A 26,039-nucleotide genomic window follows, 5' to 3' on the forward strand; every position below is an offset into this window, starting at 1 on the left:
CGGATATCTGTCGCTGTTGGCTAGAACTCGGGCCACCCGCCACCGGCCGCGCCGGCCATGGCCAGCTGCGGGGACGCGGGTGCTTCGTGGGTCTTCTTGCCCGGCGCGAGGCGCCGGGACTGCAGGGCTGTTTCGGTGGTCGGCCGGGCCGCCCTCGGTGCGGCGGGGGCGCCGCCGGCGTCGAGCTTGAACACGCTGACCGACTCGACCAGGCTCGCAGCCTGCTCCTGCATCGATTGCGCCGCAGCGGCTGCCTCTTCGACCAACGCCGCGTTCTGCTGCGTCACCTGGTCCATCTGCGCGATCGCCTGGTTCACCTGCTCGATGCCCGTGCTCTGCTCCTGGCTCGCGGCGGTAATCTCGCCCATGATGTCGGTCACGCGTTTCACGCTGTCGACGATCTCGTCCATCGTGCGGCCCGCCTCGGCCACCTGGCGGCTGCCGGCTTCGACCTTGTCGACCGAGTCGTCGATCAGGCCCTTGATTTCTTTTGCCGCTGCGCCCGAGCGCTGGGCGAGGTTGCGCACTTCGGAGGCGACGACCGCGAAGCCGCGGCCTTGTTCACCTGCACGCGCAGCTTCGACCGCTGCATTGAGCGCGAGGATGTTGGTCTGGAACGCAATGCCGTCGATCACGCCGATGATGTCGACGATCTTCTTGGACGAGCTGTTGATCGAGCCCATGGTGTCCACCACCTGGCTCACCACGCCGCCGCCGCGCACCGCCACTTCAGAGGCGGAGACCGCCAGCTGGTTGGCCTGGCGCGCGTTGTCCGCGTTCTGCTTGACGGTGCTCGTGAGCTCTTCCATCGAGGCGGCCGTCTGCTCGAGCGAGCTCGCCTGCTCCTCGGTGCGCGAAGACAGGTCCTGGTTGCCCGCAGCGATCTGTCCCGAAGCCGTCGCGATCGCATCGGTGCCGTGGCGCACTTCGCCCACCACCTTGGCCAGGCTGTCGCGCATGGCCTGGACCGCATGCAGCAGGCTCGCCTCGTCGCCGCGCTTCAGGTCGATGCGGACCGCCAGGTCGCCCTCGGCGATGCGGCGCGCGATGCCGGCCGTGACCATCGGTTCGCCGCCGAGCTGCTTCAGCAGGCCGCGCGAGATCGCCCAGCCGAGCGCGAAGAGTGCCGCGGCCAGCACCAGCGCGCTGATCGACAGGCCGATGGCCCGGCTCATGATCGTGGCCTGCACCGTGTCCACGTAGACGCCCGAGCCGATGATCCAGCCCCAGGGCTCGAAGCCCTTCACGTACGAGACCTTGGGCACCGGCTTGTCGCTGCCCGGCTTGGCCCAGAGATAGGGAACGAAGCCCGAGCCGTTGGCCTTGACGGTGTCGACGAAGGCGACGAACAGCCGCTTGCCGGTGGCATCCTTGTTGGACGAGAGATCCTTGTTCTCGAGCGCCGGGCTGATCGGGTGCATCAGCATGCGCGGCTGCATGTCGTTGATCCAGAAATACTCGCTGCCGCTGTAGCGCAGGCCGCGGATCGCCTGCATCGCCTGCTCCTTCGCCTGCGGCTCGGTCAGCGTGCCCTTGGCCGCGAGCGCGTGGTAGTAGGCCAGCAGGCCATGCGCGCTTTCCACCACCTGGCGCACGCTGGCCTGCCGCTCTTCCAGGATGAGCTTGCGCTCCGAAACCAGGAAAAGGGCCGTCAAAGCCGCCACGCCCACGATGGCGCTGGCCGTGAGCAGCCCGAGCTTCTGCCCGATGCTGAGGGCGCGCGGATTCAAACGGTTGAACATGGTCTCTTCCTTGGGTGGATGTCTTTTGTGCGGTGCTCTGTCCACAGGTCTATCGGCATCCGCGCGCAAGACTTGAGGCCTTTCAGCTCAAAATTCCGTCCAATCGCCATTTGCCGCGCCGGCGGCGGCCAGTTGCGGCGCTGCGGAGGCCTCGCTCTTCCTGGCCGGCGCCGGCCGCAGGGCCTTCGGCGCGGCGAATGCGAGCTCGGGACCCGGCGCCTGTGTTCCTTCCAGCCTGAACACGCTGACGGCCCCGACCAGGCTCGCGGCCTGCTCCTGCATCGACTGCGCCGCCGCGGCCGCTTCTTCCACCAGCGCCGCGTTCTGCTGCGTCACCTGGTCCATCTGCGCGATCGCCTGGTTCACCTGCTCGATGCCCGTGCTCTGCTCCTGGCTCGCGGCAGTGATCTCTCCGATGATGTCGGTCACGCGCTTCACGCTGCCCACGATCTCGGCCATGGTCTTGCCGGCTTCGCCGACCAGTGCGCTGCCCTGGTCGACCTTGCCGACCGAATCGTCGATCAGGCCCTTGATTTCCTTGGCCGCTGCGCCCGAGCGCTGGGCGAGGTTGCGAACTTCGGAGGCGACGACTGCGAAGCCGCGGCCCTGCTCGCCGGCTCTTGCGGCTTCCACCGCCGCATTCAAGGCCAGGATGTTGGTCTGGAACGCGATGCCGTCGATCACGCCGATGATGTCGACGATCTTTTTCGAGGAGGCGTTGATCGACGCCATGGTGTCGACCACCTGGCCCACGACGTTGCCACCCTTCACTGCCACTTCGGAGGCAGACAAGGCCAACTGGTTCGCTTGCCGCGCGTTGTCGGCGTTCTGCTTCACCGTGGAGGTGAGCTCTTCCATCGACGCCGCGGTCTGCTCCAGCGAGCTGGCCTGCTCCTCGGTGCGCGATGAAAGATCCTGGTTGCCCGCGGCAATCTGGCCCGAAGCCGTGGCAATGGCATCGGTGCCCTGGCGCACGCCGCTCACCACGGTGGCCAGGCTCGCATTCATGTTCTTCAATGCCTGCATCAGCTGGCCCGTCTCGTCGCGCGACGACGATTCGATGCGGCTGGTGAGGTCGCCGTCCGCCACCGTCTGCGCCACGCGCACAGCCTCGTTCAGCGGCCGCGTGATGCTGCGCGTCAGCAGCCATGCCAGCACGCCGCCGAGCAGCAGCGCAACCACGGCCAGCACGATCACGTTGGCGCGGCCTGCACGGTTGAGCCCGTGGACGGCCTCCGCGGCCTTGTCGATCCGCTCGGCCTGGTGCGTCAGCATGCCGCGGATGCTCGCGTCGTAGACCTCGAGCATCGGCACCAGCTTGTCGTTGGTGAGGCCGGCCGCCTCGTCCTGCTTGCCTTCGGCCTTGAGCTTGAGGATGGTGTTGCGCAGGCCCACGTACTGGCTGCGCTTTTCCTTGATGTCGGCGCTGATCGCCTGCTCCTCGGGCGAATCCAGCATGGCCTCGAGCTTGGCCTGCGTCTCGGAGATGCCCGCGCTGGTCTTGCTCATCTGCTTCTGCAGGTAGGCCTGCACTTCCGCATCGTTGCTCTTGACCAGCGCGAAGGTGCGCACGCTGTTGCTGCTGGTGTTGAGCAGCCAGTTCGCGGCCAGGCGCTCCTTCACGAGCGAGCGCTGCACCATCTCCTGCACCGCGTCGCCCACGCCCTGCAGGCGGAACACACCGATGCCCGCGATGCACGCCATGAGCGCCAGCACCAGCGCAAAACCGATGCCCAGGCGCGTGCCGATCTTGAGGTTCTTCATGTCGATTGCTCCGTGCGCGCTGTCTCAGGCGGCGATCTTTTCGACCAGGCCCATCTCGTCGCTGGACATCAGCCGGTCGATGTCCACCAGGATCAGCATCCGCTCGTCCAGCGTGCCCAGCCCGATCAGGTAGTCGGTGTCCAGCACCGAGCCCATCTCCGGCGCCGGCTTGATCTGCTCCGCGCTCAAGGTGATCACGTCCGACACGCTGTCCACCACCATGCCCACCACGCGCCCTGCGATGTTCAGAACGATCACCACCGTGAACTGGTCGTAGCTGGGCGTGCCCAGCCTGAACTTGATGCGCATGTCGATGATCGGAACGATGATCCCGCGCAGGTTCACCACGCCCTTGATGTATTCCGGCGCGTTCGCAATGCGCGTCACCGCGTCGTAGCCGCGCAGCTCCTGCACCTTCTGGATGTCGATGCCGTATTCCTCCTGGCCCAGCGTGAAGGTCACCACCTCCAGCCGGCTCGAGGTGGCAGGCGCCGCGGCGCCCCGATGTTGTGGGGGGGTCATGATCTCTGCCATATAAATTCCTTCAGCTGAACTTCTGCATGATGCGAACGAGCTTCTGCCCGTACTGCGGATCGGTGGCGTAGCCGGCCTTCTGCAGGCCGTGTGCGGCCTCGGCCGGTGTGTCGGCGGCCAGCACGCCGGCGTAGCGCGGATTGCGCGTGATGAAGCGGGCGTAGTCGGTGAAGGCCTCGTCGTAGGACGCGTAGGCCCTGAACTTCGCGCGTACGCGCTGCGGTTCGCCGTCCACGTATTCGGTCGTGGTGGTCTCCACCACCGGACCCTTCCAGCCGCGGTCGGCCTTGATGCCGAACAGGTTGAAGCTCTGGGTGCCGTCGTCGGCACGGATCTCGCGCTTGCCCCAGCCCGATTCGAGCGCGGCCTGCGCGAGGATCAGCAGCGCGGGCACGCCGCTGGCCTCGCTCGCCACCTGCGCGGAGCTGCCCATGCGCTGCACGAAGCTGTCGACATTGCCCTGCAGCGAGGCCACGGCGCCTGCGGTGGAGCGGTCGCTGTTGCGCTGGTAGATGCCCAGGTCCACCGATGCGGCCGATGGCCTTGCCGGTGCGGATGGCAATGACGATGGCGATGGCGAGGAGCCGAGCGGAATGCCCGACTGCGGCGTGAGCGCGATGCCCGCGCGTGGCGCGAGCGAGATGCCTTCGCTGCCGCTGCCGTCTGCTTCGCCCGAGGGCGCCGCGCGGCTGAGCTGCGCGAGCATCGCCTCGGCCAGGCCCACGCCGCGCCCCGAGAGGTTCTGCGCGAGCTGCTGGTCGAGCATCGACATGTAGATCTTCTGGTCGCGGTTCTCCAGCAGCCCGCTCGATGGCGTGGCCTCGCGCATGCTCTTGAGCACCATGTTCATGAACAGCGCCTCGAACTGGCGCGACACCTGCTTCAGGCCCTCTTCGGGCGAGCTGCGCACGGTGTAGCGCAAGGCATCGACGCCCTGCACGTCGAGTGCAAGGCGCTGGTCCAGCGCGCCGCTTCTGCTTTCCGTGATGGCCATGGCGGTGCTCAGATGATCTCGAGCTCGGCGCGCAGCGCACCGGCGGATTTCATGGCCTGCAGGATCGACACCAGGTCCTGCGGATTGGCGCCCAGGCTGTTCAGGCCCTTGATCACATCGGCCAGCGAGGCGCCGCCGCGCACCATCTGCAGCGCGCCGCCGCCCTGGCTGATCGAGATCTGCGAGGTCTGCCCCACCACCGTGGAGCCGCCGGAAAATGCATTGGGCTGGCTCACCACCGGCTCGGTGTTGATGACCACCGAGAGGTTGCCATGCGCCACCGCGCAGTCGTTCACGCGCACGGCCTGGTTCATGACCACCGAGCCGGTGCGTGCATTGACCACCACGCGCGCGACCGCCTGCGTCGGCGTCACTTCGAGGCTCTCGAGCCGCGCGAGAAAGCCCACGCGCTCCTGCGGCGCGGGTGCCCGCACCTGGATCACGCGAGCGTCGAGCGCCTGCGCCGTGCCCGCGCCGAACTGCCGGTTGATGGCGTCGGCCGCCAATTGCACCGTGCCGAAATCGGAGCGGTTGAGCTCGAGCGTGAACGTGCTTTCGCCGCCCACCGGCGCCTCGACGCTGCGCTCCACCAGCGCGCCGGCCGGAATGCGGCCCGAGCCGAGCTGGTTGACCTGCGCCTTGCTGCCGTTGGCCGACGCGCCCGCGCCGCCGACCACCATGTTGCCCTGCGCGATCGCATAGACCTGCCCGTCGACGCCCTTGAGCGGCGTCATCAGCAGCGTGCCGCCGCGCAGGCTCTTGGCATTGCCCATCGAGGACACCGTCACGTCGATGTTCTGGCCGGGGCGCGCGAACGAAGGCAGCGTGGCCGTGACCATCACTGCCGCCACGTTCTTCAGCTGCATGTTCACGCCCTGCGGAATCGTGATGCCCAGCTGCTGCAGCATGTTGTTGAGGCTCTGCGTGGTGAACGGCGTCTGCATCGTCTGGTCGCCCGTGCCGTCGAGCCCGACCATGAGGCCATAGCCGATCAGCGGGTTGTCCCGCACGCCCTGGATGCTCGCGAGCTCCTTCAGCCGTTCGGCCTGCGCCGGTGAACACAGGGTGATGGCGCACAGCGCCGCAAAGCCGAGCCGATGCACGGCATTCCAGAAGTTTTTCATGGTGCTAGAACGGCATGACATTGAGGAAGAAGCGCTGCATCCATCCCATGTGCTGGGCCTCGTCGATGTAGCCCTTGGCCGTGTATTCGATGCGCGCATCGGCCACCAGCGTCGAAGGCACGGTGTTGTTGCCCGAGACCGTGCGCGGGTTCACCACGCCCGAGAACCGGATGTATTCGGTGCCCTGATTGATGCCCATCTGCTTCTCGCCGCTGACCAGCAGGTTGCCGTTGCGCATCACGTCCACCACCGTGACCGTGATCACGCCGTTGAAGGTGTTGTTGGCATTGGCGCCGCCCTTGGCGTCGAGCTTGTTGCCGCCCGACAGCTTGGCGTCCTGCCCGTTGAGCAGCGAGCCCAGCAGCTTCGGAATGCCGGCGAAGTCGGCCGCCAGGCTGCCCGTGCGGCTTGCCGAGGCGCCCGAGTTCTTGCTCGCATTGACCCGCTCGCTGATGACGATGGTCAGGATGTCGCCCACGTTGCGCGGCCGGCGGTCCTCGAACAGCGCGCTGCCGCCGGGACCGTCCTGGAAGATCGCGCCGTTGGCACGCCGCGGCATCGCGCTCATGCTGCTCTCCGCCCGCGCCGTCATCGGCTGGTGCACCAGCGGCTCGCGCGGAACCTGCGCGCAGCCCGAGGCCAGCACGGCAGCAGCCACCAACGGCGCCAGCCACAACGTGCGGGAAGTCATAGCTGGGCCAAGCGCTGCAGCATCTGGTCCGAGGTCTGGACCGCCTTGCTGTTGATCTCGTAGGCGCGCTGCGTGGCGATCATGTTCACGAGCTCTTCCACCACGTTGACGTTCGAGGCCTCCACATAGCCCTGGCTCAGGATGCCCGCGCCGTCGATGCCGGGGTTGACCTGGTTCGGCGCGCCGGAGGCATCGGTTTCCGCATAGAGGTTCTCGCCCTTGCTCTGCAGGCCGGCCGGGTTCAAGAAGGTGGCCAGCTGCAGCTGTCCGACCTGCACCGTGTTGGTCTGCCCGGCCTGCGTGATCGATACGATGCCGTCGCGGCCGATGGTCAGGCTGGTGGCGTTGGCGGGCAGCGTGATGGCCGGCTGCACCGGAAAGCCGCTGGCCGTGACGAGCTGGCCATCGCGGTCGGTCTGGAACGAGCCGTCGCGCGTGTACGAGGTGGTGCCGTCGGGCATCAGCACCTGGAAGAAGCCGCCGCCGTTGATGGCCACGTCCGTCGGCTTGTCGGTCTTGGTGAGGTTGCCCTGCGAGTGGATGCGCTCGGTGGCGACCACGTGCGCGCCGGTGCCCACCTGCAGGCCCGAAGGCAGCCGGGTCTGGTCCGAGGTCTGGCCGCCGACCTGGCGCAGGTTCTGGTACATCAGGTCCTCGAACACGGCGCGGCTTCGCTTGAAGCCGGTGGTGCCGACGTTGGCGAGGTTGTTCGACACCACGTCGAGTTGGGTCTGCTGGGCATCCAGGCCGGTCTTGGCGATGTAGAGCGAGCGCATCATGGCGAAAAATCCTTGGAGAAGTTGGGTGGTGGGGCGCGGGCTCAGCCGTACGCCAGCAGCTTGTTGGCCGACTGCGCGTTCTCGTCCGCGCTGCGCATCGACTTCATCTGCATCTCGAAGCTGCGGGCGTTGGCGATCATGGCCACCATGGCCTCGACGCCGTTGACGTTGCTGCCCTCGACCGCGCCGGTGGTCACCGTCACGGCCGCATCGGGCTCGGCCGGCGGCAGGCCCTCGCGCATGCGAAAGAGGCCGTCGGCGCCGCGCACCAGGTCGGCCACGGGCGGGTTGACCAGCTTCAGCCGGCCCACCTCGGCAATGCCGATGGCCGGGTCGCCGGCGCCGCGCGCCGTGACCAGGCCGTTGGCCGCGATCGCGACGGTGGAGCCGGGCGGCACCACCAGTGCGCCGGCATCGCCGGCCACGGGCAGCGAGCCCATGGTCGTGAGCTGGCCTTCGGCGTTCACCTGCAGGTTGCCCACGCGGGTGTAGGCCTCGCCGCCATCGGGCGTCTGAACCGCGAGCCAGCCGTCGCCGTGGATGGCGACATCGAGCGCGCGGCCGGTTTCCGTGAGCGGACCGTGGCTGAAGTCGGCGCCGGGCGTGGTGGCGACCACGTAGGCGCGCGTCGGCGCCTCGGCACCGCCGGCCACCGGCACCGCGCGAAAGCTGTTGATCTGCGCGCGGAACCCGGGCGTGGAGGCGTTCGCCATGTTGTTGGCGACGGAGGCCTGCTGCTCCATGGCCTGCTTGGCGCCGCTCATCGCGACATACAGCATGCGGTCCATGGGCGGCTCAGCGGATGTTGATCAGGGTCTGGACGACCTGATCCTGCGTCTTCACCGTCTGCGCATTGGCCTGGTAGCTGCGCTGCGCGACGATCAGGTTGACGAGCTCGGAGGTCAGGTCGACGTTCGATGCCTCCAGCGCGCCCGAGGCGAGCGAGCCCTGCTTGGTGCCCGCGCCCGGCGTGCCGGTGAGCGGCTGGCCCGAGGCCAGCGTTTCGCCCCAGACGTTCTCGCCCATCGGCTCCAGGCCATTGGGGTTGGCAAACGACGTCAGCACCACCTGGCCCATCAGCGTGGTCTGTTCGTTGGAGAACTTGCCGGTGATGGTGCCGTCGGGGTTGATCGAGAACGAAGTCAGCGTGCCGGAGGTGTAGCCGTCCTGCTTGAGCGTCTTGATCTCGTTGATGTTGCCGAACTGCGTGGTGCCCGAGAAGTCGACCGTGGCGTTGAGCGCCACCGAGCCGTTGCCGAAGTTCATGGCGGGCAGCGTCAGCTTGCCGCCGGCCGGCGTGAGCAGGTTGCCGTTGCCGTCGAAGCTCATGGTCGAGATCGGCGCGCCGCCATTGAGCGCGGTGCCGTCGGCCGCGCCGTACACGTCCCAGGCATTGGCGCCGGTCTTCACGAAGAAGACGCCGAGCTCGTGCGGATTGCCGAGCGAATCGAACACCGGGCCGAGCGCGTTCGAATAGTTGAAGGTGGCCGAATCGGTCGCAGAGAACGGCGTCTTGGTGGGCACGGCGCCGCGCGCGTCCAGGTTGAAGGCGGCGTTGATGGCGGTGGTCGCCTTCGGGTTCATGGCCGTGGTCTGGACCTGCAGCGGGCCCGGCGTGCCGCCGTCCAGGCCGCCGGTGGCGGAGACGCCGTAGCCCGTCAGGCGCAGGCCCGCGGCGTTGACGATGAAGCCGTCCTTGTCGCGCGTGAACTGGCCATTGCGCGAATACATCACCTCACCGCTCGGGCTGCTGAGGCGGAAGAAGCCGTCGCCGTTGAGGATCGCCACGTCCAGCGGCCGGCTGCTGGTCTGCACCGAGCCCTGCGTGAAGTTCTGCACGATGCCCGACACCGCCACGCCCAGGCCGACGCGCGAGCCCGCATACACGTCCTGGAAGGTCGCCGCGCCCGACTTGAAGCCGACCGTGCCGGAGTTGGCGATGTTGTTGCCGATGACGTCCAGGTTGGCGGCGGCTGCGGACAGGCCGCTGATGCCTTGGGAAAAGCCCATGATCGAATCCTTGTTTCAGTGCAATGAAGAAGAAGAAATGGCCTGCGGCGCACGGGCCGCTGCCGATGAGAAGCTGCGCGGTGGGTGCTCAGAGGAACATGCGCACATCGGCCAGGCCGATGCTCTGGCCCGACATCAGTTCGAGCGTGACGCCGCTGGCGCCCTGCTTGACGGCGGCCACCTGCGAGAAGACCAGCGAAGTGGCCTCCACGCGCGTGCCGTTGTTGGCGGCCGAGACGCTGAAGCTGTAGGCGCCCGCCGGGGCCGTGGTGCCGTCGTCGGCCTTGCCGTCCCAGGTGACGGCGTTGACGCCTTCGGTCATCGAGCCGAGCGCCAGGGTGCGCACGGTGTTGCCCGCGGCATTGACGATCTTCACCTCGACGGTGCCGGCGGTGGCCGGCAGCTGCACGGCAAAGGGCACCGCCGCCGGTTCCTCGCCGGCCTTGGGCTCCGTGGTGGCGATGGTGTTGCCGGGCGACAGCACGTTGTAGCCAATGAGCGATGCCGCCTGCAGCACCTGGTTGGCGCCGGTCTGGTTCACCAGTCCGCTGAGCGCGGTGTTGAGCCGCTCGATGCCGCTCACGGTGCTCATCTGCGCGAGCTGCGACGTGAGCTCGGCGTTCTCCATCGGGTTGAGCGGATCCTGGTTGTTGAGCTGCGTCACCAGCAGCTTGAGGAAGCGCTGCTCGCTGTCCGCTCCCGAAACGTTGCCGGCGCTCGACGCGGCGGTGGCTGCGTTGAGCCCGGAGATGGAAGAGGTGTCGGAGATGGCCATGGTTCTTGTTGCGGGTGTGGGGGTTACTGGCCGATGGTCAGCGTCTTGACCATCAGCGTCTTGGCGGTGTTGAGCACCTCGACGTTGGCCTGGTAGCTGCGCGAGGCGGAGATCATGTTGGTCATCTCCTCGACCACATTGACGTTGGGCATGGCCACGTAGCCCTTGGCATCGGCATGGGGGTTCTTCGGGTCGAAGACCATCTTCAGCGGCGAGGGGTCCTCGATGACGCCGGCCACCTTCACGCCGCCGATGTCCTGCTGGCCCGAGGCGGCCACTTCGAAGACCACCTGCCTGGCGCGGTAGGGCTTGCCGTCGGGGCCGGCCACGCTCTCGGCGTTGGCCAGATTGCTGGCCGTCACGTTCATGCGCTGCGACTGCGCGGCCATGGCGGAGCCCGCCACGCTGAAGATGTTCATGGAAGCACCGGGATGCGGCATGTGCGGCTCCTTCTTGCTTATTGCGCGGCGGAGAGCAGCGACTTGATCTTGGCGCTGACCACCGTGAGGTTGGCTTCGTAGCGCAGCGCGTTGTCGGCAAAGTTGATGCGCTCGGCATCCATCTCCACCGTGTTGCCGTCGATGCTCGATTGGCTCGGCACGCGGTACAGCAGGTCGCGCTCGGGCATCGAGGGCGGCGCATCGGCCTGGATGTGGCGCGCCGACGTGGCGGCCATCTGCACCGGCTGCTGCGCTGCGCGGCCGTGCTCGACGGCCTGCGTCAGGCGGCTCGCGAAGTCGAAGTCACGCGCCTTGTAGTTGGGCGTGTCGGCGTGGGCGATGTTGGCCGCCAGCACTTCCTGGCGCTGCGTCCGAAGGTTGAGTGCTTCGCGGTTGAAGCGAAGCGCCGCATCCAGCTTGTCGATCATGTGTTTCCATCTTTCGAGGCGTCGCGTCCCTGGCGGGGCATGGCGACAGATGGAAAGCGAGTCTATGCATGCACTGCGTTCGCAATGGCCCGAACAAAGGGGCATTTGGCGTGCACTTCGAATCTTCGGATCGGGTGCGCCTTCCTAGAATTGCCGGGCACCCATCATGGAAAAAATCTCTTGCCGCCCACGCCGCCTGAAGCTCGTGCTGCCTGCCCTGGCGGCCGGGCTGGGCGCGGCGATGTGCGTGGCCGCGGCGCCGCTCGCGGGCGATGCGCGCGCCGCGGTCGACAGCCTGCTGCAGGCCCAGACCGCCGGACTGCCGGGCAAGGTCAGCATCCGCGTCGAGGCGCCGGCATCGGGCCCGCTGCCCGCCTGCGATGCGCTCGAGGCCTTCCTGCCGCGCGGCGCGGCGGTGTGGGGCCGGGTGTCGGTCGGCCTGCGCTGCCACTCGGAACTGAAGCCCTGGACGCGCTACGTGCTGGCCCGCGTGGCGGTCGAGGGGCGCTACTTCGTGGCCGCGCGCAACATCGATACCGGCCAGGCCCTGGGCGCCAGCGACTTCATCGCCCGCGAGGGCGATCTCACCGCGCTGCCGCGTTCGGTCGTGACCGACCCCGCCGAACTGCAGGGCGTGGTGGCTGCCAACCGCATCGCGGCCGGCGCGCCGCTCCGGCGCGAACTGATGCGCGGCGTGGCCGTGATCCAGCAGGGCCAGACCATCAAGGTCGTTGCCGAAGGCCCGGGCTACGTCGTCAGCACCGAAGCCCGCGCGATGACCAGCGCCAGTGCCGGCGCGGCCGTGCGGGCCAGGACCGCGGATGGCCGCATGGTCAGCGGCGTGGCCGACGAGGAAGGGCAGGTCCGCCTGCCGCAGTAGCTGCATTCGATGCGCACTGCCCTAAAGTTCTGGCCCGAACTGCCGATACATCAGGCAGCCCTTTGAGGAACCATCTTGAAAATCGATCCATTCGCCCCTTCGGCCACACCGCTCCCCCGAACGAACAAGGGCGCATCGTCCTCGCCCGCCAGCGGCGCCGATGCCGTCCAGGGCGGCAGGAACGCGGTGCAGCTCTCGTCGTCGGCCCAGGTGCATTCGATGCCCGAGGCGCCCAATGCCGACTTCGACGCGGCGCGCGTTGCCTCGATCCGCGAGGACATCCGGGCCGGGCGCTACGAAATCCACCCCGACCGGATCGCCCGCGGCCTGCTCGCCAGCGTGCGCGATCTGCTCCACGAAAACGGAAAGCTCTGAACGCCATGCTGCATCGCCTGTTGGCCGAAAAAACCTGTGTCGAGGAATTCCTGTCGGTGCTGGAGCAGGAGGCAGAGGCCATGAAGAACGGCCTCTTCGCCGAGCTGCCGCTGCTCACCGGGCGCAAGGCCGGCCTGCTGGACCGCATGGCGGCACTCGACCAGGCGCGCGAATCGGCCCAGGTGGCGCGGGGTTTCGAGCCCGGGCGCGCGGGTGCCGATGCCGCCGCCTCGGCGGATGGCGAGGCCTCGCTCGCCGCCTGGACGGCGCTGGTCGAACTGGCGCAGCAGGCCAAGGCCTGCAACCGCCGCAACGGCTCGATGGTGTACAGCCAGCTCGATTTCACGCAGAACGCGCTGCACTACCTGCAGGCCAGCGCGCAGCCCTTCTACGGGCCGGACGGCATCCGCAAGGCCGCCAGCGCCGCGGGAACGCGGCTGGCGGTGGGCTGACCCGCAAACCTACTTGCGGGTCTTGCCCGACTTGGGCGGCGCCTCGTACAGATCCGAGAAGAACGACGGATTCACCTCGCCGGAATCCTTCGCAGGAGGATTCGGCTCCGCAGACGGAAGCTCCTGGAAATCCGACGATGCAAAGTGCGGCGGCACGTACACCCCATGCTCGTCCCTCCTGACCAGTCCGCGACGCTCCAGGTCCCGCATGGTCTTGTTGACCTGCATCCTGGAAAGCCCCGAATAGGAAGCGATGACCGACTGGGTGATGCGCTTGTCGTAGCCGCCGTCGGTGCCTGGCGCCAGAACGGTGAGCTCGTGCAGGATGCGGCTGATGAGCCGCTCGGACGAGGCCGATGAAATCTGCCGGATCTGCCTGCGCAGCACCGTGGTGCGCTTCATCACCACGTCGAGCAGGCCCATCGTCACGGCCGGATGGCGGTCGCACAGCGCCTTGAATTCCAGCGTGGGCACCAGGTACAGCGAGGTGGGCAAGGCCGCCACCAAGGTCGCGCCGGCCTGGTAGCGCTCCTCGATCAGGGCTGAGTTCAGGAAGAAGTCGTCCTGCCGGATGAAGTCGGTCGTGACGTCGCCGCTGTCTTCGCTTCCCTGCACCACCACCCGCAGCAGGCCGGTGGCCACGCAGTAGATGCGGTCGGACCACTCGTCCGCACCCAGCACGACTTCGTTGCGCCGGTAGGACCGAAGTTCGATGCGCTGAACGAAGGCTGCGCGCTCCTCGGGGGGAACGCTGGCAATAAGAGGATGCAAATACATCTGTACCGTCCATGGGCTGCCCTGCCGCATATTGGCTCAAAGCGGCTGCCTGCAACTCTTTCCGCTCTCTAAATGTGAATATTTACCAGATGAGATTCATATACTAACAGTCAGTAACATCTGGACACGCAACATCATCGCATGACTTGGCGAAAACTACTTGCGCCAGCCGTCCGAGACCAGCCATTGGCTTGTACCGCAGGCGACAACGAGCGCCGCGTAGGTCGCCATCGCGCCATCGCGGCCCGTGAGGACCACGCCGCCCAGCAGCACCAGCGCGCCCACGCCCGAATTGATCGCGCCCTGGGCCCACCATGCCCTGCCGCCCGCCTTGCGCCGGAAGGCCCGGCCCATGAGCGCGCACAGGAAGCCGACGGCCAGCGCGGGCGCCACGAAGTTCAGCAGGTGATTGAGGAGATCCAGCAGGGACATGGGTAGGAATGGGTATCGAGCGAGGGCCGCCGGATAAAGCCAAGGGCGCTCGCGGCGCCCTTGTTCTATGGAGTTGCATGCGGCCAAGCCCCTCGGCAGCCGCACGGCTCCTGCTGATTTTATAATCAGTGGATATGTCAGTCTGGACACTGGGCCTGAACCACACGACCGCGCCACTCGATCTGCGCGGTCGTTTCGCGTTCGCGCTCGATCAGCTGGCACCCACGCTGCAGAGCCTGCGCAGTTCGTTCGCCACCGGGCGCCATCCGCAGGTCGAAGCCGCGATCATTTCCACCTGCAACCGCACCGAGATCTACTGCGCCGCCGAGCATGCCGCGCTCGACCACACGGTCGGCTGGCTGGCCGAGAGCGGCGGCGTCGCGCCGGCGCTGCTGCGCTCGCATGCCTACACCCTGCACGACGACGAGGCCGCGCGCCACGTCTTCCGCGTGGCCAGCGGGCTCGATTCCATGGTGCTCGGCGAGGCCCAGATCCTCGGCCAGATGAAAGACGCCGTGCGCGCGGCCGAAACCGTCGGCGCGCTCGGCAGCACGCTCAACCAGCTGTTCCAGCGCTCCTTCGCGGTCGCGAAGGAAGTGCGCACCGCCACCGAGATCGGCGCGCATTCCATCAGCATGGCCGCGGCGGCCGTCCGGCTGGCCGGCCAACTGTTCGAGGACCTGCACCAGACGCGCGTGCTGTTCGTCGGCGCGGGCGAGATGATCGACCTGGCCGCCACCCATTTCGCGGCCAAGGACCCGAAGGCCATCGCCATTGCCAACCGCACGCTCGAGCGCGGCGAAAAGCTGGCCTCGCGCTTCGGCGGCGAGGCGATGCGGCTGGCCGACCTGCCGAACCGGCTGGCCGAATTCGACATCGTGGTGAGCTGCACCGCCAGCACGCTGCCGATCATCGGCCTGGGCGCCGTCGAGCGCGCACTCAAGGCCCGCAAGCACCGCCCGATGTTCATGGTCGACCTGGCCGTGCCGCGCGACATCGAGCCCGAGGTGAAGGCGCTCGAAGACATCTACCTGTACACCGTCGACGACCTCGCCCAGGTGGTGCAGCAGGGCCAGGCGAACCGCCAGGCCGCCGTGGCACAGGCCGAGGTCATCATCGACGCCGGCGTGCAGAGCTTCATGCATTGGCTGGGCCAGCGCGGCACCGTGCCATTGATCCAGCAGCTCAATGCCCAGGCCGACGAGTGGCGCGCCGCCGAGATGGCCCGTGCGCGCAAGCTGCTGGCCAAGGGCGAGCCGGTCGATGCGGTGCTCGAGGCCATGTCGCGCGGGCTCACGCAGAAGCTGCTGCACGGCGCCATGGCCGAGCTGCACGCGGGCGACGCCGCATCGCGCGAGCACACCGCGCAGACCATCTCGCGCCTGTTCCTGCGCAAAGAGCGTTAGCGACGCTCGCCAGCGGCCCGGCCCCGCCGGCCGCGGTCCCACATGCGCCCTGCCGCGGCACCGCGGCGCCCTTTCCCATTTTTCCGAGCTCCTTTCCGCCGTGAAGACCTTTCTGCGCCATCAACTCGAACGCTACGCCCAGCGCCTGGGCGAACTCGACTTCCTGCTTTCGCGCGAAGACATCATGAGCGACATGGCGCAGTACCGCACCATCTCGCGCGAGCATGCCGAGATCACGCAGATCGCGGGCCGCTACGAGCGCTACAAGCAGCGCGAAGCCGACATCGCCGGTGCGGCCGAAATGCTCGACGACCCCGACATGGCCGAGATGGCGCGGGAAGAAATCGCCGCCGCGCAGGCCGAGCTCGTGCAGCTCGAGGAAGAGCTGCAGCGCCTGCTGCTGCCCAAGGATCCGGACGATGCGCGCAACGCCTTCCTCGAAATCCGCGCCGGCACCGGTGGCGACGAATCGGCGCTGTTCGCGGGCGACCTGCTGCGCATGTACACGCGCTACTGCGAGCGTGCCGGCTGGCGCTGCGAAGTGGTGAGCGAGAGCGAGAGCGAGCTCGGCGGCTACAAGGAAGTGGTGGTGCGTATCGCCGGCCAAGCCAGCAATGGCCCCGGGTCCGGGGTCTTCGGCCGCCTGCGCTTCGAATCGGGCGGCCACCGCGTGCAGCGCGTGCCGGCCACCGAAACCCAGGGCCGCATCCACACCAGCGCCTGCACCGTCGCCGTGCTGGCCGAGCCCGACGAAACCGTGGCGGTGCAGATCAACCCGGCCGACCTGCGCATCGACACCTACCGCGCGAGCGGCGCCGGCGGCCAGCACATCAACAAGACCGACTCGGCCGTGCGCATCACGCACATTCCGACCGGCATCGTGGCCGAGTGCCAGGACGACCGCAGCCAGCACCGCAACAAGGCCAAGGCGCTGCAGGTGCTGTCGGCACGCATCCAGGAAAAGGACCGCAGCGAGCGCGCCGCCAAGGATGCCGCCATGCGCAAGGGCCTGATCGGCAGCGGCGACCGCTCCGACCGCATCCGCACCTACAACTTCCCGCAGGGCCGGCTCACCGACCACCGCATCAACCTCACGCTCTACAAGCTGCAGGCCATCATGGAAGGCGACCTCGGCGACGTGCTGGACGCGCTGCGCGCCGCGCGCGAGGCCGAGCAGTTGGCCGAGCTCGAATCGAGCCTGCCGGCATGACGGCCACCGCCACCACGCCCTCCACCGTGGCCCAGGCACTGGCCGCGGCCGTGGCGCTGGGCGTCGACCGGCTCGACGCGCAATTGCTGCTGCTGCATGCGCTGGGCCGCGCGCCGAACGACCGCGCCTGGCTGCTGGCGCACGACACCGACGCCATCTCCGAAGCGGCCTGGTCCGCGCTTTCGGCGCAGCTGCCGCGCCGCCTGGCGGGCGAACCGGTGGCCTACCTGCTCGGCGAGAAGGAATTCCACGGCCTCGGCCTGCAGGTGGATGCACGGGTGCTGGTGCCGCGCCCCGACACCGAAACGCTGGTCGACTGGGCCCTGCAATGCCTCGAAGGCCGCAAGGCCCCGCAGGTGCTCGACCTGGGCACCGGCAGCGGTGCCATCGCGCTGGCGCTGCAGCATGCGCGGCCCGACGCCCAGGTTGACGCCGTCGATGCCAGCGCCGACGCGCTGGCCGTCGCCGAGGCCAATGCGCAGCGCCTGGGCCTGCCGGTGCGCTTTCGCCAGGCCCACTGGCTCGACGGCGCCGCCGGCGGCTACGCGGTCATTGCGAGCAATCCGCCCTACATCGCAGCCGGCGACCCGCACCTGCCGGCGCTGCAGCACGAGCCCCTGGCCGCGCTGGTGGCCGGGCCGGACGGACTGTCCGACATCCGCCAGATCGTGCAGCAGGCCCCCGCGCACCTGGCGGACGGCGGCTGGCTGCTGCTCGAGCACGGCCACGACCAGGCCCCGGCCGTGCGCCAGCTGCTCCAGGCGCGCGGCTTTGCCGAAGTGCAAAGCCGCGACGACCTTGCCGGCATCCAGCGCTGTTCCGGCGGGATCTGGCGCACGGTGAAATAATCGCCCCCAAGCCCATTTTTCAGGAGTCCCCATGTCCGACGCCCAGCAACGCATCGACGATCTCGTCAAGACCAACGACCTCGTGCTCTTCATGAAGGGCAACGCCAGCTTTCCGATGTGCGGCTTCTCCGGCCGCGCCATCCAGATCCTCAAGGCGGTCGGCGTCGACACCAGGACGCTCAAGACCGTCAACGTGCTCGAAGACGACGGCATCCGCCAGGGCATCAAGGAATACAGCAACTGGCCGACGATCCCCCAGCTCTACGTCAAGGGCGAATTCGTCGGCGGCTCGGACATCATGATGGAGATGTACGAATCGGGCGAGCTGCAGCAGGTGCTGGGCGGCAGCAACCCGGCCTGATTTCCGGGGCCGCCGTGAGCCACGACCACGACCATGGCGGCAAGGCCGCGCCGGCCTGGAAGCACGACGGCGTGCGCGTGATCGCGGCCAACCAGCTCGACGCCAACACCGCCCAGACGCCCGGCATGAACCGCGCCGCGGCGATCAACTTCGCGCGCGTCGGCGCGCAGAAGCTCTGGGCCGGCACCGTCACCATCCATGCCGACGCCAAGACCGGCGCCCACCACCACGGGCACCTTGAATCGGTGATCTACGTGGTGCGCGGCCGGGCCCGCATGCGCTGGGGCGAGAGACTCGAATTCACGGCCGAGGCCGGCCCGGGCGACTTCATCTACGTGCCGCCCTACGTGCCGCACCAGGAAATCAACGCCAGCGCCACCGAGCCGCTCGAATGCGTGCTGTGCCGCAGCGACGGCGAGGCGGTGGCGATCAATCTCGATATCGAACCGGTAGAAAAACCCGAATCGGTCCTGTGGGTCGACCCCACGCACCCGCACGGCGGGATCTAGGCTCTCCCCCAGGCTCCGCGCACTTCGTGTCGCTTCTCCCTCCCCCTTCCGGGGGCAACACCAGCGGCCCGGCAAAGCCGGTTCCGCGGTGTTCGCTGGAATGTGCCCCGGGTCATGGCACCATCGTGCACTTCGCCGTGCCACCATGACCCTCACCCAAAGCCTGCTCATCATCGTCCTGCTGATCGCGATGAGCGCGTTCTTCTCCCTTGCCGAAATCACGCTGGCCGCCTCGCGGCGCCTGCGCCTGCGCCAGATGGCCGACGAGGGCGATGCGCGGGCCGAGCGCGTGCTGCGCGTGCAGGAGCAGCCGGGCCACTACTTCACCGTGGTGCAGATCGGCCTCAATGCGGTGGCGATCCTCGGCGGCGTGGTCGGCGAGGGCTCGCTCAGCCCCTACTTCGCGCGCTTCTTCGAGGGCTGGATGAGCGTGGAGGCCTCGGCGAACGTGGCCTTCCTGTGCTCGTTCGTGATCGTCATCGCGGTGTTCCTGGTGTTCGCCGACCTGTTTCCCAAGCGCCTGGGCATGAGCGACCCGGAACGCATCGCGGTTCGCATGGTCGGCCCGATGCTTGTGCTGATCACCGCCTTCAAGCCGCTGGTGTGGTTCTTCACGCGCTCCACCGACATGCTCTTCAAGCTGCTGGGCATGCCGCTGGTGCGCGACGACAAGATCACCTCGGCCGACATCCTGGCCATGACCGAAGCCGGCGCGCGCGCGGGCGTGCTCGCGGTGCGCGAGCAGCAGGTGATCGCCAACGTGTTCGAACTCGACACGCGCCTGGTCAGCAGCGTGATGACGGTGCGCGACAACATCGCCTGGTTCCTGCACGACGACCCGGAATCGGTGCTGCGGGCGCGCATCGTGGCCGAGCCTTTTTCGGCCTACCCGGTGTGCGACGGCGACATCGACCATGTGCTCGGCTATGTCGACGCCAAGGAGATGTTCCAGCGCGTGCTCAGCGGCCAGCCGCTGGCCTTCGACCAGGGCCTGACGCTGCACAAGGCGCTGGTCATTCCCGACCGGCTCACGCTCACCGAGGTGCTCGAGCAGTTCCAGCAGGCGCATGAAGACTTCGCGATCGTGGTCAACGAATACAGCCTGGTGGTGGGCGTGATCACGCTCAACGACGTGATGAGCACGGTGATGGGCGACCTCGTCTCCCTGCCCGACGAGGAGCAGATCGTGAAGCGCGACGAGAACTCGTGGCTGATCGACGGCGTCACGCCGATCCAGGACGTGCAGCGCGCGCTGCACATCGACGAGATGCCGCATCCGGACGACTACGAAACGCTGGCCGGCTTCCTGATGGTGATGCTGCGGCGCGTGCCCAAGCGCACCGACAGCGTGAGCTGGGGCGGCTACACCTTCGAGGTGATGGACGTCGACAGCTACCGCATCGACCAGGTGATGGTCACGAAAACCTAGCTCGCCCTCAGGCGGCCGAGCGGTCGCGGTCCACGAAGGTCCAGAGGCGCTGGTTCGCGAACACGGCGTTGGGGTACGGCGCCTTGCCGCGGCTGCCGTTGTAGCGTCCGAGGGTCATGTACAGGTCGCCGTTCTCGCGGTCGAGGTAGTGGCGCAGGATGACGCAGCCGAAGCGCAGGTTGGTCTGCATGTGGAACAGCTTGGCCGGGTCGCTGTCGCCGATCACGCGGGTCCAGAACGGCATGACCTGCATGTAGCCCCGCGCGCCGGCGCTGGACACCGCAAACTTGCGGAAGTTGCTCTCGACCTGGATCAGCCCGAGCACCAGGCTCACGTCCAGGCCCGAGCGCTTGGCTTCGTACCAGACGGTCTGCAGGAATTCCTTGCGCGTGGGCCAGTCGGCAATCTTCTTCTTGAGGCGCTCGCTCATTTCGCCCAGCCATCGCAGGTAGACCAGGCGGGCCTCGGTGCTCGAGAACTCGGGCACCGGCGGCGCCTTGTTGTGCACGGCCGAACTCAGCGCGGTGCGCACCGAGTCGATCAGCGGCTCCTCGATCTGCGCGCCGGCGTGCGCGGCCTGCGGCAGCGACAGCGCCGCCAGGGCGCCCGCCGCCGCGGCGCCGCCCATCAGGCACCGGCGTCGCGAGAGGCCGCCCTCCAGGCTCATTTGGCGAGCTTGCCGGCGATGAATTCGGCGATGCCGGCGGCAGGCACCTTGGTGGCCGCCGTGTCGCGGCGGTGCTGGTATTCGAGCTGGCCTTCCTTCAGGCCGCGGTCGGAAATGACCACGCGGTGCGGCACGCCGATCAGTTCCCAGTCGGCGAACATCGCGCCCGGGCGCTCGCCGCGGTCGTCCAGCAGCACGTCGACGCCGGCCGCGAACAGTTGCTCGTACAGCGCTTCGGCCGCCACCTTGACCTCGGGGCTGCGGTCCATGCCGATCGGGCAGACCACCACCGTGAACGGCGCCAGCGCGTCCGGCCAGATGATGCCGCGCTCGTCGTGGTTCTGCTCGATGGCGGCGGCAGGCAGGCGCGTGATGCCGATGCCATAGCAGCCCATCTCGAGGAACTGCGGCTTGCCGGCTTCGTCGAGGTAGGTGGCGTTCATGTCCTTGCTGTACTTCGTGCCGAGCACGAACACGTGGCCCACCTCGATGCCGCGCTCGATCGCGAGCACGCCCTTGCCGTCGGGCGAGGCGTCGCCGGCCACCACGTTGCGCAGGTCGGCCACCAGTTCGGGCTCGGGCAGGTCGCGCCCCCAGTTGACGCCGGTCATGTGGAAGTCGATCTCGTTGGCACCGGTGATCCAGTCGGCCATGACCACCACCTCGCGGTCGGCCACGAGCCTGACGGGCTTCTTGAGGTTCAGCGGGCCGAGGTAGCCGGGCTTGCAGCCGAAGTGGTCGTCGATCTCGGCCAGCGTCGCGAAGCGGAAGCCCTGGTCCAGGCCCGGCACCTTGCCGACCTTGATCTCGTTCATGTCGTGGTCGCCGCGCAAGAGCAGCAGCCAGACCTGCGACCCCTTCGGGTTGCCGGCCTCGTCGACGATGTCCGTTGCCAGCACCAGCGACTTGACGGTGGTCGAGAGCGGCACGCCGAGCAGTTCCGCCACGTCGGCGCAGGTGCTCTTGCCCGGGGTGGGCGTCTTGTCGAGCGCCTTGGCCGCCGCGGGGCGCGGGCCGGCCGGAGCGAGCGCCTCGGCCTTTTCCATGTTGGCCGCGTAGTCGCTGCCGGGGCAGTAGACGATGGCGTCTTCGCCGGTGGCGGCAATCACCTGGAACTCTTCGCTCAGGTCGCCGCCGATGGCGCCGCTGTCGGCCGCCACGGCGCGGTAGCGCAGGCCGAAGCGGTCGAAGATGCGGCGGTAGGCATCGGCCATGACCTGGTAGCTGGCCTTGGCCGCGCCCAGGTCGCGGTCGAAGCTGTAGGCGTCCTTCATGATGAATTCGCGCCCGCGCATCAGGCCGAAGCGCGGGCGGCGCTCGTCGCGGAACTTGGTCTGGATCTGGTAGAAATTCTTCGGCAGCTGCTTGTAGCTGCGGATTTCCTGGCGCGCGATGTCGGTCACCACTTCTTCGCTGGTGGGCTGGACCACGAAGTCGCGGTCGTGCCGGTCCTTGATGCGCAGCAACTCGGGGCCCATCTTGTCGAAGCGGCCGGTCTCCTGCCAGAACTCGGCCGGCTGCACCACGGGCATCGTGAGCTCGACCGCGCCGGCGCGGTTCATTTCCTCGCGCACGATCGCCTCGACCTTGCGGATCACCCGCAGCCCCATCGGCATGTAGGTGTAGATGCCCGTGCCGAGCTTCTTGATCATGCCCGCGCGCATCATGAGCCGATGGCTCGCGACCTCGGCGTCAGCGGGCGCTTCCTTGAGGGTGGAGACAAAAAATCGGGAAGCTTTCATCGGGATCGCGCTGGTAGATTCAAAGATCGTGGGGAAGACGGATGCCGGCGGAGAGACCACCGGGAACCCGCGGGCCTCGAACTGGCCGCTTGCCGTGTGCAACCCGGCATGCATAATCGACTCAGTTCAAAAATTGGGGTTTGATTATGCTCGACCGGGACGGCTTCAGGCCCAACGTCGGCATCATCCTGCTCAACCAGAGAAACCAGGTTTTCTGGGGCAAGCGCATACGCACGCATTCCTGGCAGTTTCCGCAAGGCGGCATCGACCGCGGCGAAAGTCCCGAGCAAGCCATGTTCCGGGAACTGCACGAGGAAGTCGGGCTCCATCCGGAGCATGTGCGCATCGTGGCCCGTACCCGCGACTGGTTGCGCTACGAGGTGCCGGATCGGTTCATCCGCCGTGACGCACGGGGCCACTACAAAGGCCAGAAGCAGATCTGGTATCTGCTGCAACTTGTCGGCCACGATTGGGATCTCAACCTGCGTGCCACCGACCATCCCGAATTCGACGCTTGGCGCTGGCATGACTACTGGGTCCCGCTCGACGTGGTCGTCGAGTTCAAGCGCGGCGTCTACGAGATGGCGCTTACCGAGCTTGCTCGCTACCTGCCGCGGCAGGATTTCCGCAACCGCTTCCTGCGCAGCAACGTGCGCGCCCGGGAGTTCGAGCGCCACACGCCCGATGGCGGCGCGCCCGCGGGGCTGGACCTGCCGCCCGGCGGCAGTTTCGACCCGCATCCCGACATTACTTCTGCGAGCGATGACCCTTCCCCTCTTCCCCACAACAAAGCGCCCTTCCTTCCGTCGCAGCGCTGAGGGCGCCCTGCTCGCCGCATGCCTGGCCGTGTTGGCCGGATGCGCATCGGGCACGCACGACACGGACAACCCCGACTGGGCGCAGGCCGGCATGCAGCCGGCGCCCAAGCGCTACGAGACCGACGCCGAATGGAAGGAAACCGAGGCCCCGCCTCCGCCCGCCTTCGACGAAAAGCGCCTCGAGCCGATCGCGATGCCGCCCTACATGAGCCTGAAGTTCGGCGTCGATCCGAAGACCATCGCCATCACCCGCGATGGCATCGTGCGCTACGTGGTGGTGGCGCAGAACAGCGACGGCGGCGGCATCAACGCGTTCTACGAAGGGGTGCGCTGCTCGACCAGCGAAATAAAGAGCTACGCCCGCTACAACAACGGCGCCTGGCAGGAAACGAAGACGCCGGAGTGGAAGCGCATCAGCGACCTGAACTCGCGCTACGCCTCGGCGCTGTCGAGCCAGGCGCTGTGCCGCGGCAATGCGCCGCGCAATTCGGTCGGGGACATGGTCCAGAACCTGCGCAACCCGGTTCGGGAAGTGCAGTAGCGAGCCGGCGGGGCCCGGCGCCCCGCCTTCATCATCAGCCGCGCATCAGCACCATGTTGTCGCGGTGGACCATTTCCGGCTCCGCCACATAGCCCAGCAGCCGCTCGAACTCCGACGAGGGCTTGCGGCACAGCAGCCGGGCCTCGATGCTCGAGTAGTTGGCCAGGCCGCGGGCGAGTTCCACGCCATCGGCGTCGCGCACGGCAATCACGTCGCCGCGCGAAAACTCGCCCGAGACGCCGGTCATGCCGATCGGCAGCAGGCTCTTGCCCTCGGCGCGCACCTTGGCCGCCGCGCCGGCATCGACGGTGACCGCGCCGCGCAGCTGCAGGTGGTCCGCCATCCAGCGCTTGCGCGCCTGGTGCTTGGCGGTCTGCGCCACCAGCAGCGTGCCGATGGATTCGCCGTTCGTCAGGCGCAGCAGGGCGTCGGGCTCGCGGCCCCAGGCGATCACGGTGGAGGCGCCCGAGCCGGCCGCGCGCTTGGCGGCAAGGATCTTGGTGATCATGCCGCCGCGGCCGAGGCTGGAGCCTGCCCCGCCCGCCATCGCTTCGAGCGCCGGGTCGCCGGCCGCCGCCTCGTGCACGAACTTCGCGTCCGGGTCCTTGCGCGGGTCGGCCGTGTAGAGGCCCTTCTGGTCCGTGAGGATCACCAGCGCATCGGCTTCGACCAGGTTGGCCACCAGCGCGCCCAGCGTGTCGTTGTCGCCGAACTTGATCTCGTCGTTGACGACGGTGTCGTTCTCGTTGATGACCGGCACCACGCCCAGCCCGAGCAGCGTGACAAGGGTCGAGCGCGCATTGAGGTAACGCTCGCGGTCGGCCAGGTCGGCATGGGTGAGCAGCACCTGGGCGCTGCCGATCTGGTTCTCGCGCAGCTTGGTCTCGTACATCTGTGCCAGGCCCATCTGCCCGACGGCCGCGGCGGCCTGGAGTTCATGCACCTCGTGCGGCCGGGTGCGCCAACCCAGGCGCTTCATGCCTTCGGCAATGGCGCCGCTGGACACCATCACGACCTCGCGGCCGCCCTGCACCAGCACCGCGAGCTGCCGGCACCATTCGCCGATGGCGGCCTCGTCGAGACCGCGCCCCTCGTTGGTCACGAGGCTGGAGCCCACCTTGACGACGATACGGCGGGCATCCCGCAAGGCAGTGGATCCGGAGTTCGAGGTCATGGGAGGGCGTGGCGGTCGTGAATGCAGCGTGCGAAAAGTCAGGTGGAGGAAGAGGTGTCGGGCGGCAGCTCGACAAAGCGCGGATCGACCTCGACCGGCACGTGTTCCGCCGCCTGCTGCGCCTTGACCTGCTGGTACACGGCCTGCACCAGGTGCTCGCAGCCTTCGCGCGTGAGCGCAGAGATCTCGAACACCGGGCCCTTGAAGCGCAGGCGCTTGACGAAGTCCTTCACGCGCGCGGCGCGCTCGTCCGCAGGCACCATGTCGAGCTTGTTCAGCACCAGCCAGCGCGGCTTTTCGTAGAGCGCGGCGTCGTACTTCTTGAGCTCGCCCACGATGGCCTTGGCCTGGGCGACCGGATCGACGGCATCGTCGAACGGCGCCATGTCGATCACGTGCAGCAAGAGCCGCGTGCGCTGCAGGTGGCGCAGGAACAGGTGGCCGAGGCCGGCGCCTTCGGATGCGCCTTCGATCAGGCCCGGCAGGTCGGCCACCACGAAGCTTTGCTCCGGGCCGACGCGCACGACACCGAGGTTCGGGTGCAGCGTGGTGAAGGGATAGTCGGCGATGCGCGGGCGCGCGTTCGAGATGGCACTGATCAGGGTCGACTTGCCCGCATTCGGCATGCCCAGCAGGCCGACGTCGGCGAGCACCTTGAGCTCGAGCTTGAGGCTCTTCTTCTCGCCCGGCCAGCCCGGGGTCTTCTGGCGCGGGGCGCGGTTGATGGCGCTCTTGAAGCGCATGTTGCCGAAGCCGCCGTCGCCGCCCTTGGCGATGGTGACGACCTCGCCTTCCGTCAGCAGCTCGTACAGCACTTCGCCGGTTTCGGCGTCGCTGATGATGGTGCCGACGGGCATCTTCAGGAGGATGTCGTCGCCCGCGGCGCCGAACATGTCGGAACCCATGCCGTGCTCTCCGCGCTTGGCCTCGTGGCGGCGCGAATAGCGGAAGTCGACCAGGGTGTTGAGGTTGGAATCGGCCACCGCGTAGACGTGGCCGCCGCGGCCGCCGTCGCCGCCGTTGGGGCCGCCGAATTCCTTGTATTTTTCATGACGGAACGACACGCAGCCGTTGCCGCCATCGCCTGCGGCGATGTCGATGAAGGCTTCGTCGACGAACTTCATGGGGTATCCAGTG

General features: G+C 67.8%; 29 protein-coding genes. 11 read left to right on the forward strand and 18 right to left on the reverse strand.

Going from position 1 to position 26,039, the window contains the following annotated elements; translation table 11 throughout:
* Positions 1–20: 20 nt before the first annotated feature.
* From RZE77_RS22305 to flgB, 12 genes are all read right to left on the reverse strand, one after another.
* The gene (locus RZE77_RS22305; RefSeq protein ID WP_319439316.1) at positions 21–1,742 is read right to left on the reverse strand and encodes a methyl-accepting chemotaxis protein; all 1,722 of its coding nucleotides are present in this window, start codon (positions 1,740–1,742) and stop codon (positions 21–23) included.
* Positions 1,743–1,829: 87 nt separating this feature from the next.
* Complete coding sequence (locus RZE77_RS22310) at positions 1,830–3,506, reverse strand: methyl-accepting chemotaxis protein (RefSeq protein ID WP_319439317.1); 1,677 nt, start codon at positions 3,504–3,506, stop codon at positions 1,830–1,832.
* 24 nt (positions 3,507–3,530) lie between these two features.
* A complete protein-coding gene (locus tag RZE77_RS22315; RefSeq protein WP_062366021.1) occupies positions 3,531–4,028 on the reverse strand; it encodes a chemotaxis protein CheW in 498 nt (165 codons plus the stop codon).
* A 22-nt stretch (positions 4,029–4,050) separates the two neighbouring features.
* On the reverse strand, positions 4,051–5,034 hold the full coding sequence (gene flgJ, locus RZE77_RS22320; protein WP_319439318.1) for a flagellar assembly peptidoglycan hydrolase FlgJ: 984 nt from the start codon (positions 5,032–5,034) through the stop codon (positions 4,051–4,053).
* An 8-nt stretch (positions 5,035–5,042) separates the two neighbouring features.
* Positions 5,043–6,158, reverse strand: coding sequence for a flagellar basal body P-ring protein FlgI (locus tag RZE77_RS22325; RefSeq protein ID WP_319439319.1), 1,116 nt, complete (start codon positions 6,156–6,158; stop codon positions 5,043–5,045).
* Positions 6,159–6,162: 4 nt separating this feature from the next.
* Complete coding sequence (locus RZE77_RS22330) at positions 6,163–6,849, reverse strand: flagellar basal body L-ring protein FlgH (protein ID WP_319439320.1); 687 nt, start codon at positions 6,847–6,849, stop codon at positions 6,163–6,165.
* Positions 6,846–7,628 carry a flagellar basal-body rod protein FlgG gene (gene flgG, locus RZE77_RS22335; protein WP_319439321.1) on the reverse strand — a complete coding sequence of 261 codons (783 nt, stop codon included), beginning with the start codon at positions 7,626–7,628 and terminating at the stop codon, positions 6,846–6,848. Before flgG ends, RZE77_RS22330 begins: the two co-directional genes overlap by 4 nt.
* Positions 7,629–7,669: 41 nt before the next feature.
* Positions 7,670–8,416, reverse strand: coding sequence for a flagellar basal body rod protein FlgF (locus tag RZE77_RS22340; RefSeq protein ID WP_319427464.1), 747 nt, complete (start codon positions 8,414–8,416; stop codon positions 7,670–7,672).
* 7 nt (positions 8,417–8,423) lie between these two features.
* Positions 8,424–9,638 carry a flagellar hook protein FlgE gene (gene flgE / locus RZE77_RS22345; RefSeq protein ID WP_319439322.1) on the reverse strand — a complete coding sequence of 405 codons (1,215 nt, stop codon included), beginning with the start codon at positions 9,636–9,638 and terminating at the stop codon, positions 8,424–8,426.
* 88 nt (positions 9,639–9,726) lie between these two features.
* Positions 9,727–10,413, reverse strand: coding sequence for a flagellar hook assembly protein FlgD (locus tag RZE77_RS22350; RefSeq protein WP_319439323.1), 687 nt, complete (start codon positions 10,411–10,413; stop codon positions 9,727–9,729).
* A gap of 23 nt (positions 10,414–10,436) precedes the next feature.
* Entirely contained in the window at positions 10,437–10,853 is a 417-nt protein-coding gene (gene flgC / locus RZE77_RS22355; RefSeq protein ID WP_319439324.1) for a flagellar basal body rod protein FlgC, read from the reverse strand.
* 17 nt (positions 10,854–10,870) lie between these two features.
* Complete coding sequence (gene flgB / locus RZE77_RS22360) at positions 10,871–11,281, reverse strand: flagellar basal body rod protein FlgB (RefSeq protein ID WP_319427468.1); 411 nt, start codon at positions 11,279–11,281, stop codon at positions 10,871–10,873.
* A gap of 166 nt (positions 11,282–11,447) precedes the next feature.
* On the opposite strand from flgB, the gene flgA reads away from it, so the two are divergent.
* The 3 genes from flgA (at position 11,448) to RZE77_RS22375 (ending at position 12,988) form a co-directional block, all read left to right on the forward strand.
* Positions 11,448–12,161 (forward strand): flagellar basal body P-ring formation chaperone FlgA, encoded by a 714-nt coding sequence (flgA, locus tag RZE77_RS22365; protein WP_319439325.1) that lies wholly within the window; start codon positions 11,448–11,450, stop codon positions 12,159–12,161.
* Positions 12,162–12,236: 75 nt separating this feature from the next.
* Entirely contained in the window at positions 12,237–12,536 is a 300-nt protein-coding gene (flgM, locus tag RZE77_RS22370) for a flagellar biosynthesis anti-sigma factor FlgM (RefSeq protein ID WP_319427470.1), read from the forward strand.
* 5 nt (positions 12,537–12,541) lie between these two features.
* The gene (locus tag RZE77_RS22375) at positions 12,542–12,988 is read left to right on the forward strand and encodes a flagella synthesis protein FlgN (RefSeq protein ID WP_319439326.1); all 447 of its coding nucleotides are present in this window, start codon (positions 12,542–12,544) and stop codon (positions 12,986–12,988) included.
* A gap of 9 nt (positions 12,989–12,997) precedes the next feature.
* Here the strand turns inward: RZE77_RS22375 and RZE77_RS22380 are convergent, their stop codons facing one another.
* Both RZE77_RS22380 and RZE77_RS22385 read right to left on the reverse strand, forming a co-directional pair.
* The gene (locus RZE77_RS22380; RefSeq protein WP_319439327.1) at positions 12,998–13,765 is read right to left on the reverse strand and encodes a Crp/Fnr family transcriptional regulator; all 768 of its coding nucleotides are present in this window, start codon (positions 13,763–13,765) and stop codon (positions 12,998–13,000) included.
* A 156-nt stretch (positions 13,766–13,921) separates the two neighbouring features.
* On the reverse strand, positions 13,922–14,197 hold the full coding sequence (locus tag RZE77_RS22385) for a hypothetical protein (RefSeq protein ID WP_319439328.1): 276 nt from the start codon (positions 14,195–14,197) through the stop codon (positions 13,922–13,924).
* A gap of 134 nt (positions 14,198–14,331) precedes the next feature.
* Here RZE77_RS22385 and hemA point away from each other — a divergent pair, with 134 nt between their 5' ends.
* The 6 genes from hemA (at position 14,332) to RZE77_RS22415 (ending at position 19,960) form a co-directional block, all read left to right on the forward strand.
* Positions 14,332–15,603, forward strand: a complete 1,272-nt coding sequence (hemA, locus tag RZE77_RS22390) for a glutamyl-tRNA reductase (protein WP_319439329.1) — start codon at positions 14,332–14,334, stop codon at positions 15,601–15,603.
* Positions 15,604–15,703: 100 nt separating this feature from the next.
* The gene (gene prfA, locus RZE77_RS22395) at positions 15,704–16,813 is read left to right on the forward strand and encodes a peptide chain release factor 1 (protein ID WP_319439330.1); all 1,110 of its coding nucleotides are present in this window, start codon (positions 15,704–15,706) and stop codon (positions 16,811–16,813) included.
* A complete protein-coding gene (gene prmC / locus RZE77_RS22400; RefSeq protein ID WP_319439331.1) occupies positions 16,810–17,661 on the forward strand; it encodes a peptide chain release factor N(5)-glutamine methyltransferase in 852 nt (283 codons plus the stop codon). Before prfA ends, prmC begins: the two co-directional genes overlap by 4 nt.
* Positions 17,662–17,692: 31 nt before the next feature.
* Positions 17,693–18,022 carry a Grx4 family monothiol glutaredoxin gene (grxD, locus tag RZE77_RS22405; RefSeq protein ID WP_021008887.1) on the forward strand — a complete coding sequence of 110 codons (330 nt, stop codon included), beginning with the start codon at positions 17,693–17,695 and terminating at the stop codon, positions 18,020–18,022.
* A gap of 14 nt (positions 18,023–18,036) precedes the next feature.
* Positions 18,037–18,531, forward strand: coding sequence for a cupin domain-containing protein (locus RZE77_RS22410; RefSeq protein WP_319439332.1), 495 nt, complete (start codon positions 18,037–18,039; stop codon positions 18,529–18,531).
* Between the two features lie 145 nt (positions 18,532–18,676).
* Positions 18,677–19,960, forward strand: coding sequence for a polyamine export protein PaeA (locus RZE77_RS22415; protein WP_319427479.1), 1,284 nt, complete (start codon positions 18,677–18,679; stop codon positions 19,958–19,960).
* Between the two features lie 7 nt (positions 19,961–19,967).
* Here the strand turns inward: RZE77_RS22415 and RZE77_RS22420 are convergent, their stop codons facing one another.
* Both RZE77_RS22420 and RZE77_RS22425 read right to left on the reverse strand, forming a co-directional pair.
* Positions 19,968–20,627, reverse strand: a complete 660-nt coding sequence (locus RZE77_RS22420; RefSeq protein WP_319439333.1) for a lytic transglycosylase domain-containing protein — start codon at positions 20,625–20,627, stop codon at positions 19,968–19,970.
* Positions 20,624–22,369: a proline--tRNA ligase gene (locus RZE77_RS22425; protein WP_319439334.1), complete on the reverse strand. Its 1,746-nt coding sequence runs from the start codon at positions 22,367–22,369 to the stop codon at positions 20,624–20,626. The genes RZE77_RS22420 and RZE77_RS22425 overlap by 4 nt, the downstream gene beginning before the upstream one ends.
* 146 nt (positions 22,370–22,515) lie before the next feature.
* On the opposite strand from RZE77_RS22425, the gene RZE77_RS22430 reads away from it, so the two are divergent.
* Both RZE77_RS22430 and RZE77_RS22435 read left to right on the forward strand, forming a co-directional pair.
* Positions 22,516–23,187 carry an RNA pyrophosphohydrolase gene (locus tag RZE77_RS22430; protein WP_319442399.1) on the forward strand — a complete coding sequence of 224 codons (672 nt, stop codon included), beginning with the start codon at positions 22,516–22,518 and terminating at the stop codon, positions 23,185–23,187.
* Positions 23,188–23,215: 28 nt separating this feature from the next.
* On the forward strand, positions 23,216–23,728 hold the full coding sequence (locus RZE77_RS22435; protein WP_319439335.1) for a CNP1-like family protein: 513 nt from the start codon (positions 23,216–23,218) through the stop codon (positions 23,726–23,728).
* Between the two features lie 34 nt (positions 23,729–23,762).
* Here the strand turns inward: RZE77_RS22435 and proB are convergent, their stop codons facing one another.
* Together proB and cgtA are read right to left on the reverse strand one after the other, a co-directional pair.
* Positions 23,763–24,902: a glutamate 5-kinase gene (proB, locus tag RZE77_RS22440; RefSeq protein WP_319439336.1), complete on the reverse strand. Its 1,140-nt coding sequence runs from the start codon at positions 24,900–24,902 to the stop codon at positions 23,763–23,765.
* Between the two features lie 38 nt (positions 24,903–24,940).
* Positions 24,941–26,026, reverse strand: coding sequence for an Obg family GTPase CgtA (cgtA, locus tag RZE77_RS22445; protein ID WP_319439337.1), 1,086 nt, complete (start codon positions 26,024–26,026; stop codon positions 24,941–24,943).
* Positions 26,027–26,039 lie beyond the last annotated feature (13 nt).

Origin of the sequence: Variovorax sp. SPNA7, from assembly GCF_033807855.1 — a bacterium.
Taxonomy (GTDB): Bacteria; Pseudomonadota; Gammaproteobacteria; order Burkholderiales; family Burkholderiaceae_C; genus Variovorax; species Variovorax beijingensis.

Bases quoted from the DNA above. Each gene is read 5' to 3' on its own strand.
- RZE77_RS22305 (WP_319439316.1), bottom strand. From the start codon at position 1,742: ATGTTCAACCGTTTGAATCCGCGCGCCCTCAGCATCGGGCAGAAGCTC.
- RZE77_RS22310 (WP_319439317.1), bottom strand. From the start codon at position 3,506: ATGAAGAACCTCAAGATCGGCACGCGCCTGGGCATCGGTTTTGCGCTG.
- RZE77_RS22315 (WP_062366021.1), bottom strand. From the start codon at position 4,028: ATGACCCCCCCACAACATCGGGGCGCCGCGGCGCCTGCCACCTCGAGC.
- flgJ (WP_319439318.1), bottom strand. From the start codon at position 5,034: ATGGCCATCACGGAAAGCAGAAGCGGCGCGCTGGACCAGCGCCTTGCA.
- RZE77_RS22325 (WP_319439319.1), bottom strand. From the start codon at position 6,158: ATGAAAAACTTCTGGAATGCCGTGCATCGGCTCGGCTTTGCGGCGCTG.
- RZE77_RS22330 (WP_319439320.1), bottom strand. From the start codon at position 6,849: ATGACTTCCCGCACGTTGTGGCTGGCGCCGTTGGTGGCTGCTGCCGTG.
- flgG (WP_319439321.1), bottom strand. From the start codon at position 7,628: ATGATGCGCTCGCTCTACATCGCCAAGACCGGCCTGGATGCCCAGCAG.
- RZE77_RS22340 (WP_319427464.1), bottom strand. From the start codon at position 8,416: ATGGACCGCATGCTGTATGTCGCGATGAGCGGCGCCAAGCAGGCCATG.
- flgE (WP_319439322.1), bottom strand. From the start codon at position 9,638: ATGGGCTTTTCCCAAGGCATCAGCGGCCTGTCCGCAGCCGCCGCCAAC.
- RZE77_RS22350 (WP_319439323.1), bottom strand. From the start codon at position 10,413: ATGGCCATCTCCGACACCTCTTCCATCTCCGGGCTCAACGCAGCCACC.
- flgC (WP_319439324.1), bottom strand. From the start codon at position 10,853: ATGCCGCATCCCGGTGCTTCCATGAACATCTTCAGCGTGGCGGGCTCC.
- flgB (WP_319427468.1), bottom strand. From the start codon at position 11,281: ATGATCGACAAGCTGGATGCGGCGCTTCGCTTCAACCGCGAAGCACTC.
- flgA (WP_319439325.1), top strand. From the start codon at position 11,448: ATGGAAAAAATCTCTTGCCGCCCACGCCGCCTGAAGCTCGTGCTGCCT.
- RZE77_RS22375 (WP_319439326.1), top strand. From the start codon at position 12,542: ATGCTGCATCGCCTGTTGGCCGAAAAAACCTGTGTCGAGGAATTCCTG.
- RZE77_RS22380 (WP_319439327.1), bottom strand. From the start codon at position 13,765: ATGTATTTGCATCCTCTTATTGCCAGCGTTCCCCCCGAGGAGCGCGCA.
- RZE77_RS22385 (WP_319439328.1), bottom strand. From the start codon at position 14,197: ATGTCCCTGCTGGATCTCCTCAATCACCTGCTGAACTTCGTGGCGCCC.
- hemA (WP_319439329.1), top strand. From the start codon at position 14,332: ATGTCAGTCTGGACACTGGGCCTGAACCACACGACCGCGCCACTCGAT.
- prmC (WP_319439331.1), top strand. From the start codon at position 16,810: ATGACGGCCACCGCCACCACGCCCTCCACCGTGGCCCAGGCACTGGCC.
- grxD (WP_021008887.1), top strand. From the start codon at position 17,693: ATGTCCGACGCCCAGCAACGCATCGACGATCTCGTCAAGACCAACGAC.
- RZE77_RS22415 (WP_319427479.1), top strand. From the start codon at position 18,677: ATGACCCTCACCCAAAGCCTGCTCATCATCGTCCTGCTGATCGCGATG.
- RZE77_RS22420 (WP_319439333.1), bottom strand. From the start codon at position 20,627: ATGAGCCTGGAGGGCGGCCTCTCGCGACGCCGGTGCCTGATGGGCGGC.
- RZE77_RS22425 (WP_319439334.1), bottom strand. From the start codon at position 22,369: ATGAAAGCTTCCCGATTTTTTGTCTCCACCCTCAAGGAAGCGCCCGCT.
- RZE77_RS22430 (WP_319442399.1), top strand. From the start codon at position 22,516: ATGCTCGACCGGGACGGCTTCAGGCCCAACGTCGGCATCATCCTGCTC.
- proB (WP_319439336.1), bottom strand. From the start codon at position 24,902: ATGACCTCGAACTCCGGATCCACTGCCTTGCGGGATGCCCGCCGTATC.
- cgtA (WP_319439337.1), bottom strand. From the start codon at position 26,026: ATGAAGTTCGTCGACGAAGCCTTCATCGACATCGCCGCAGGCGATGGC.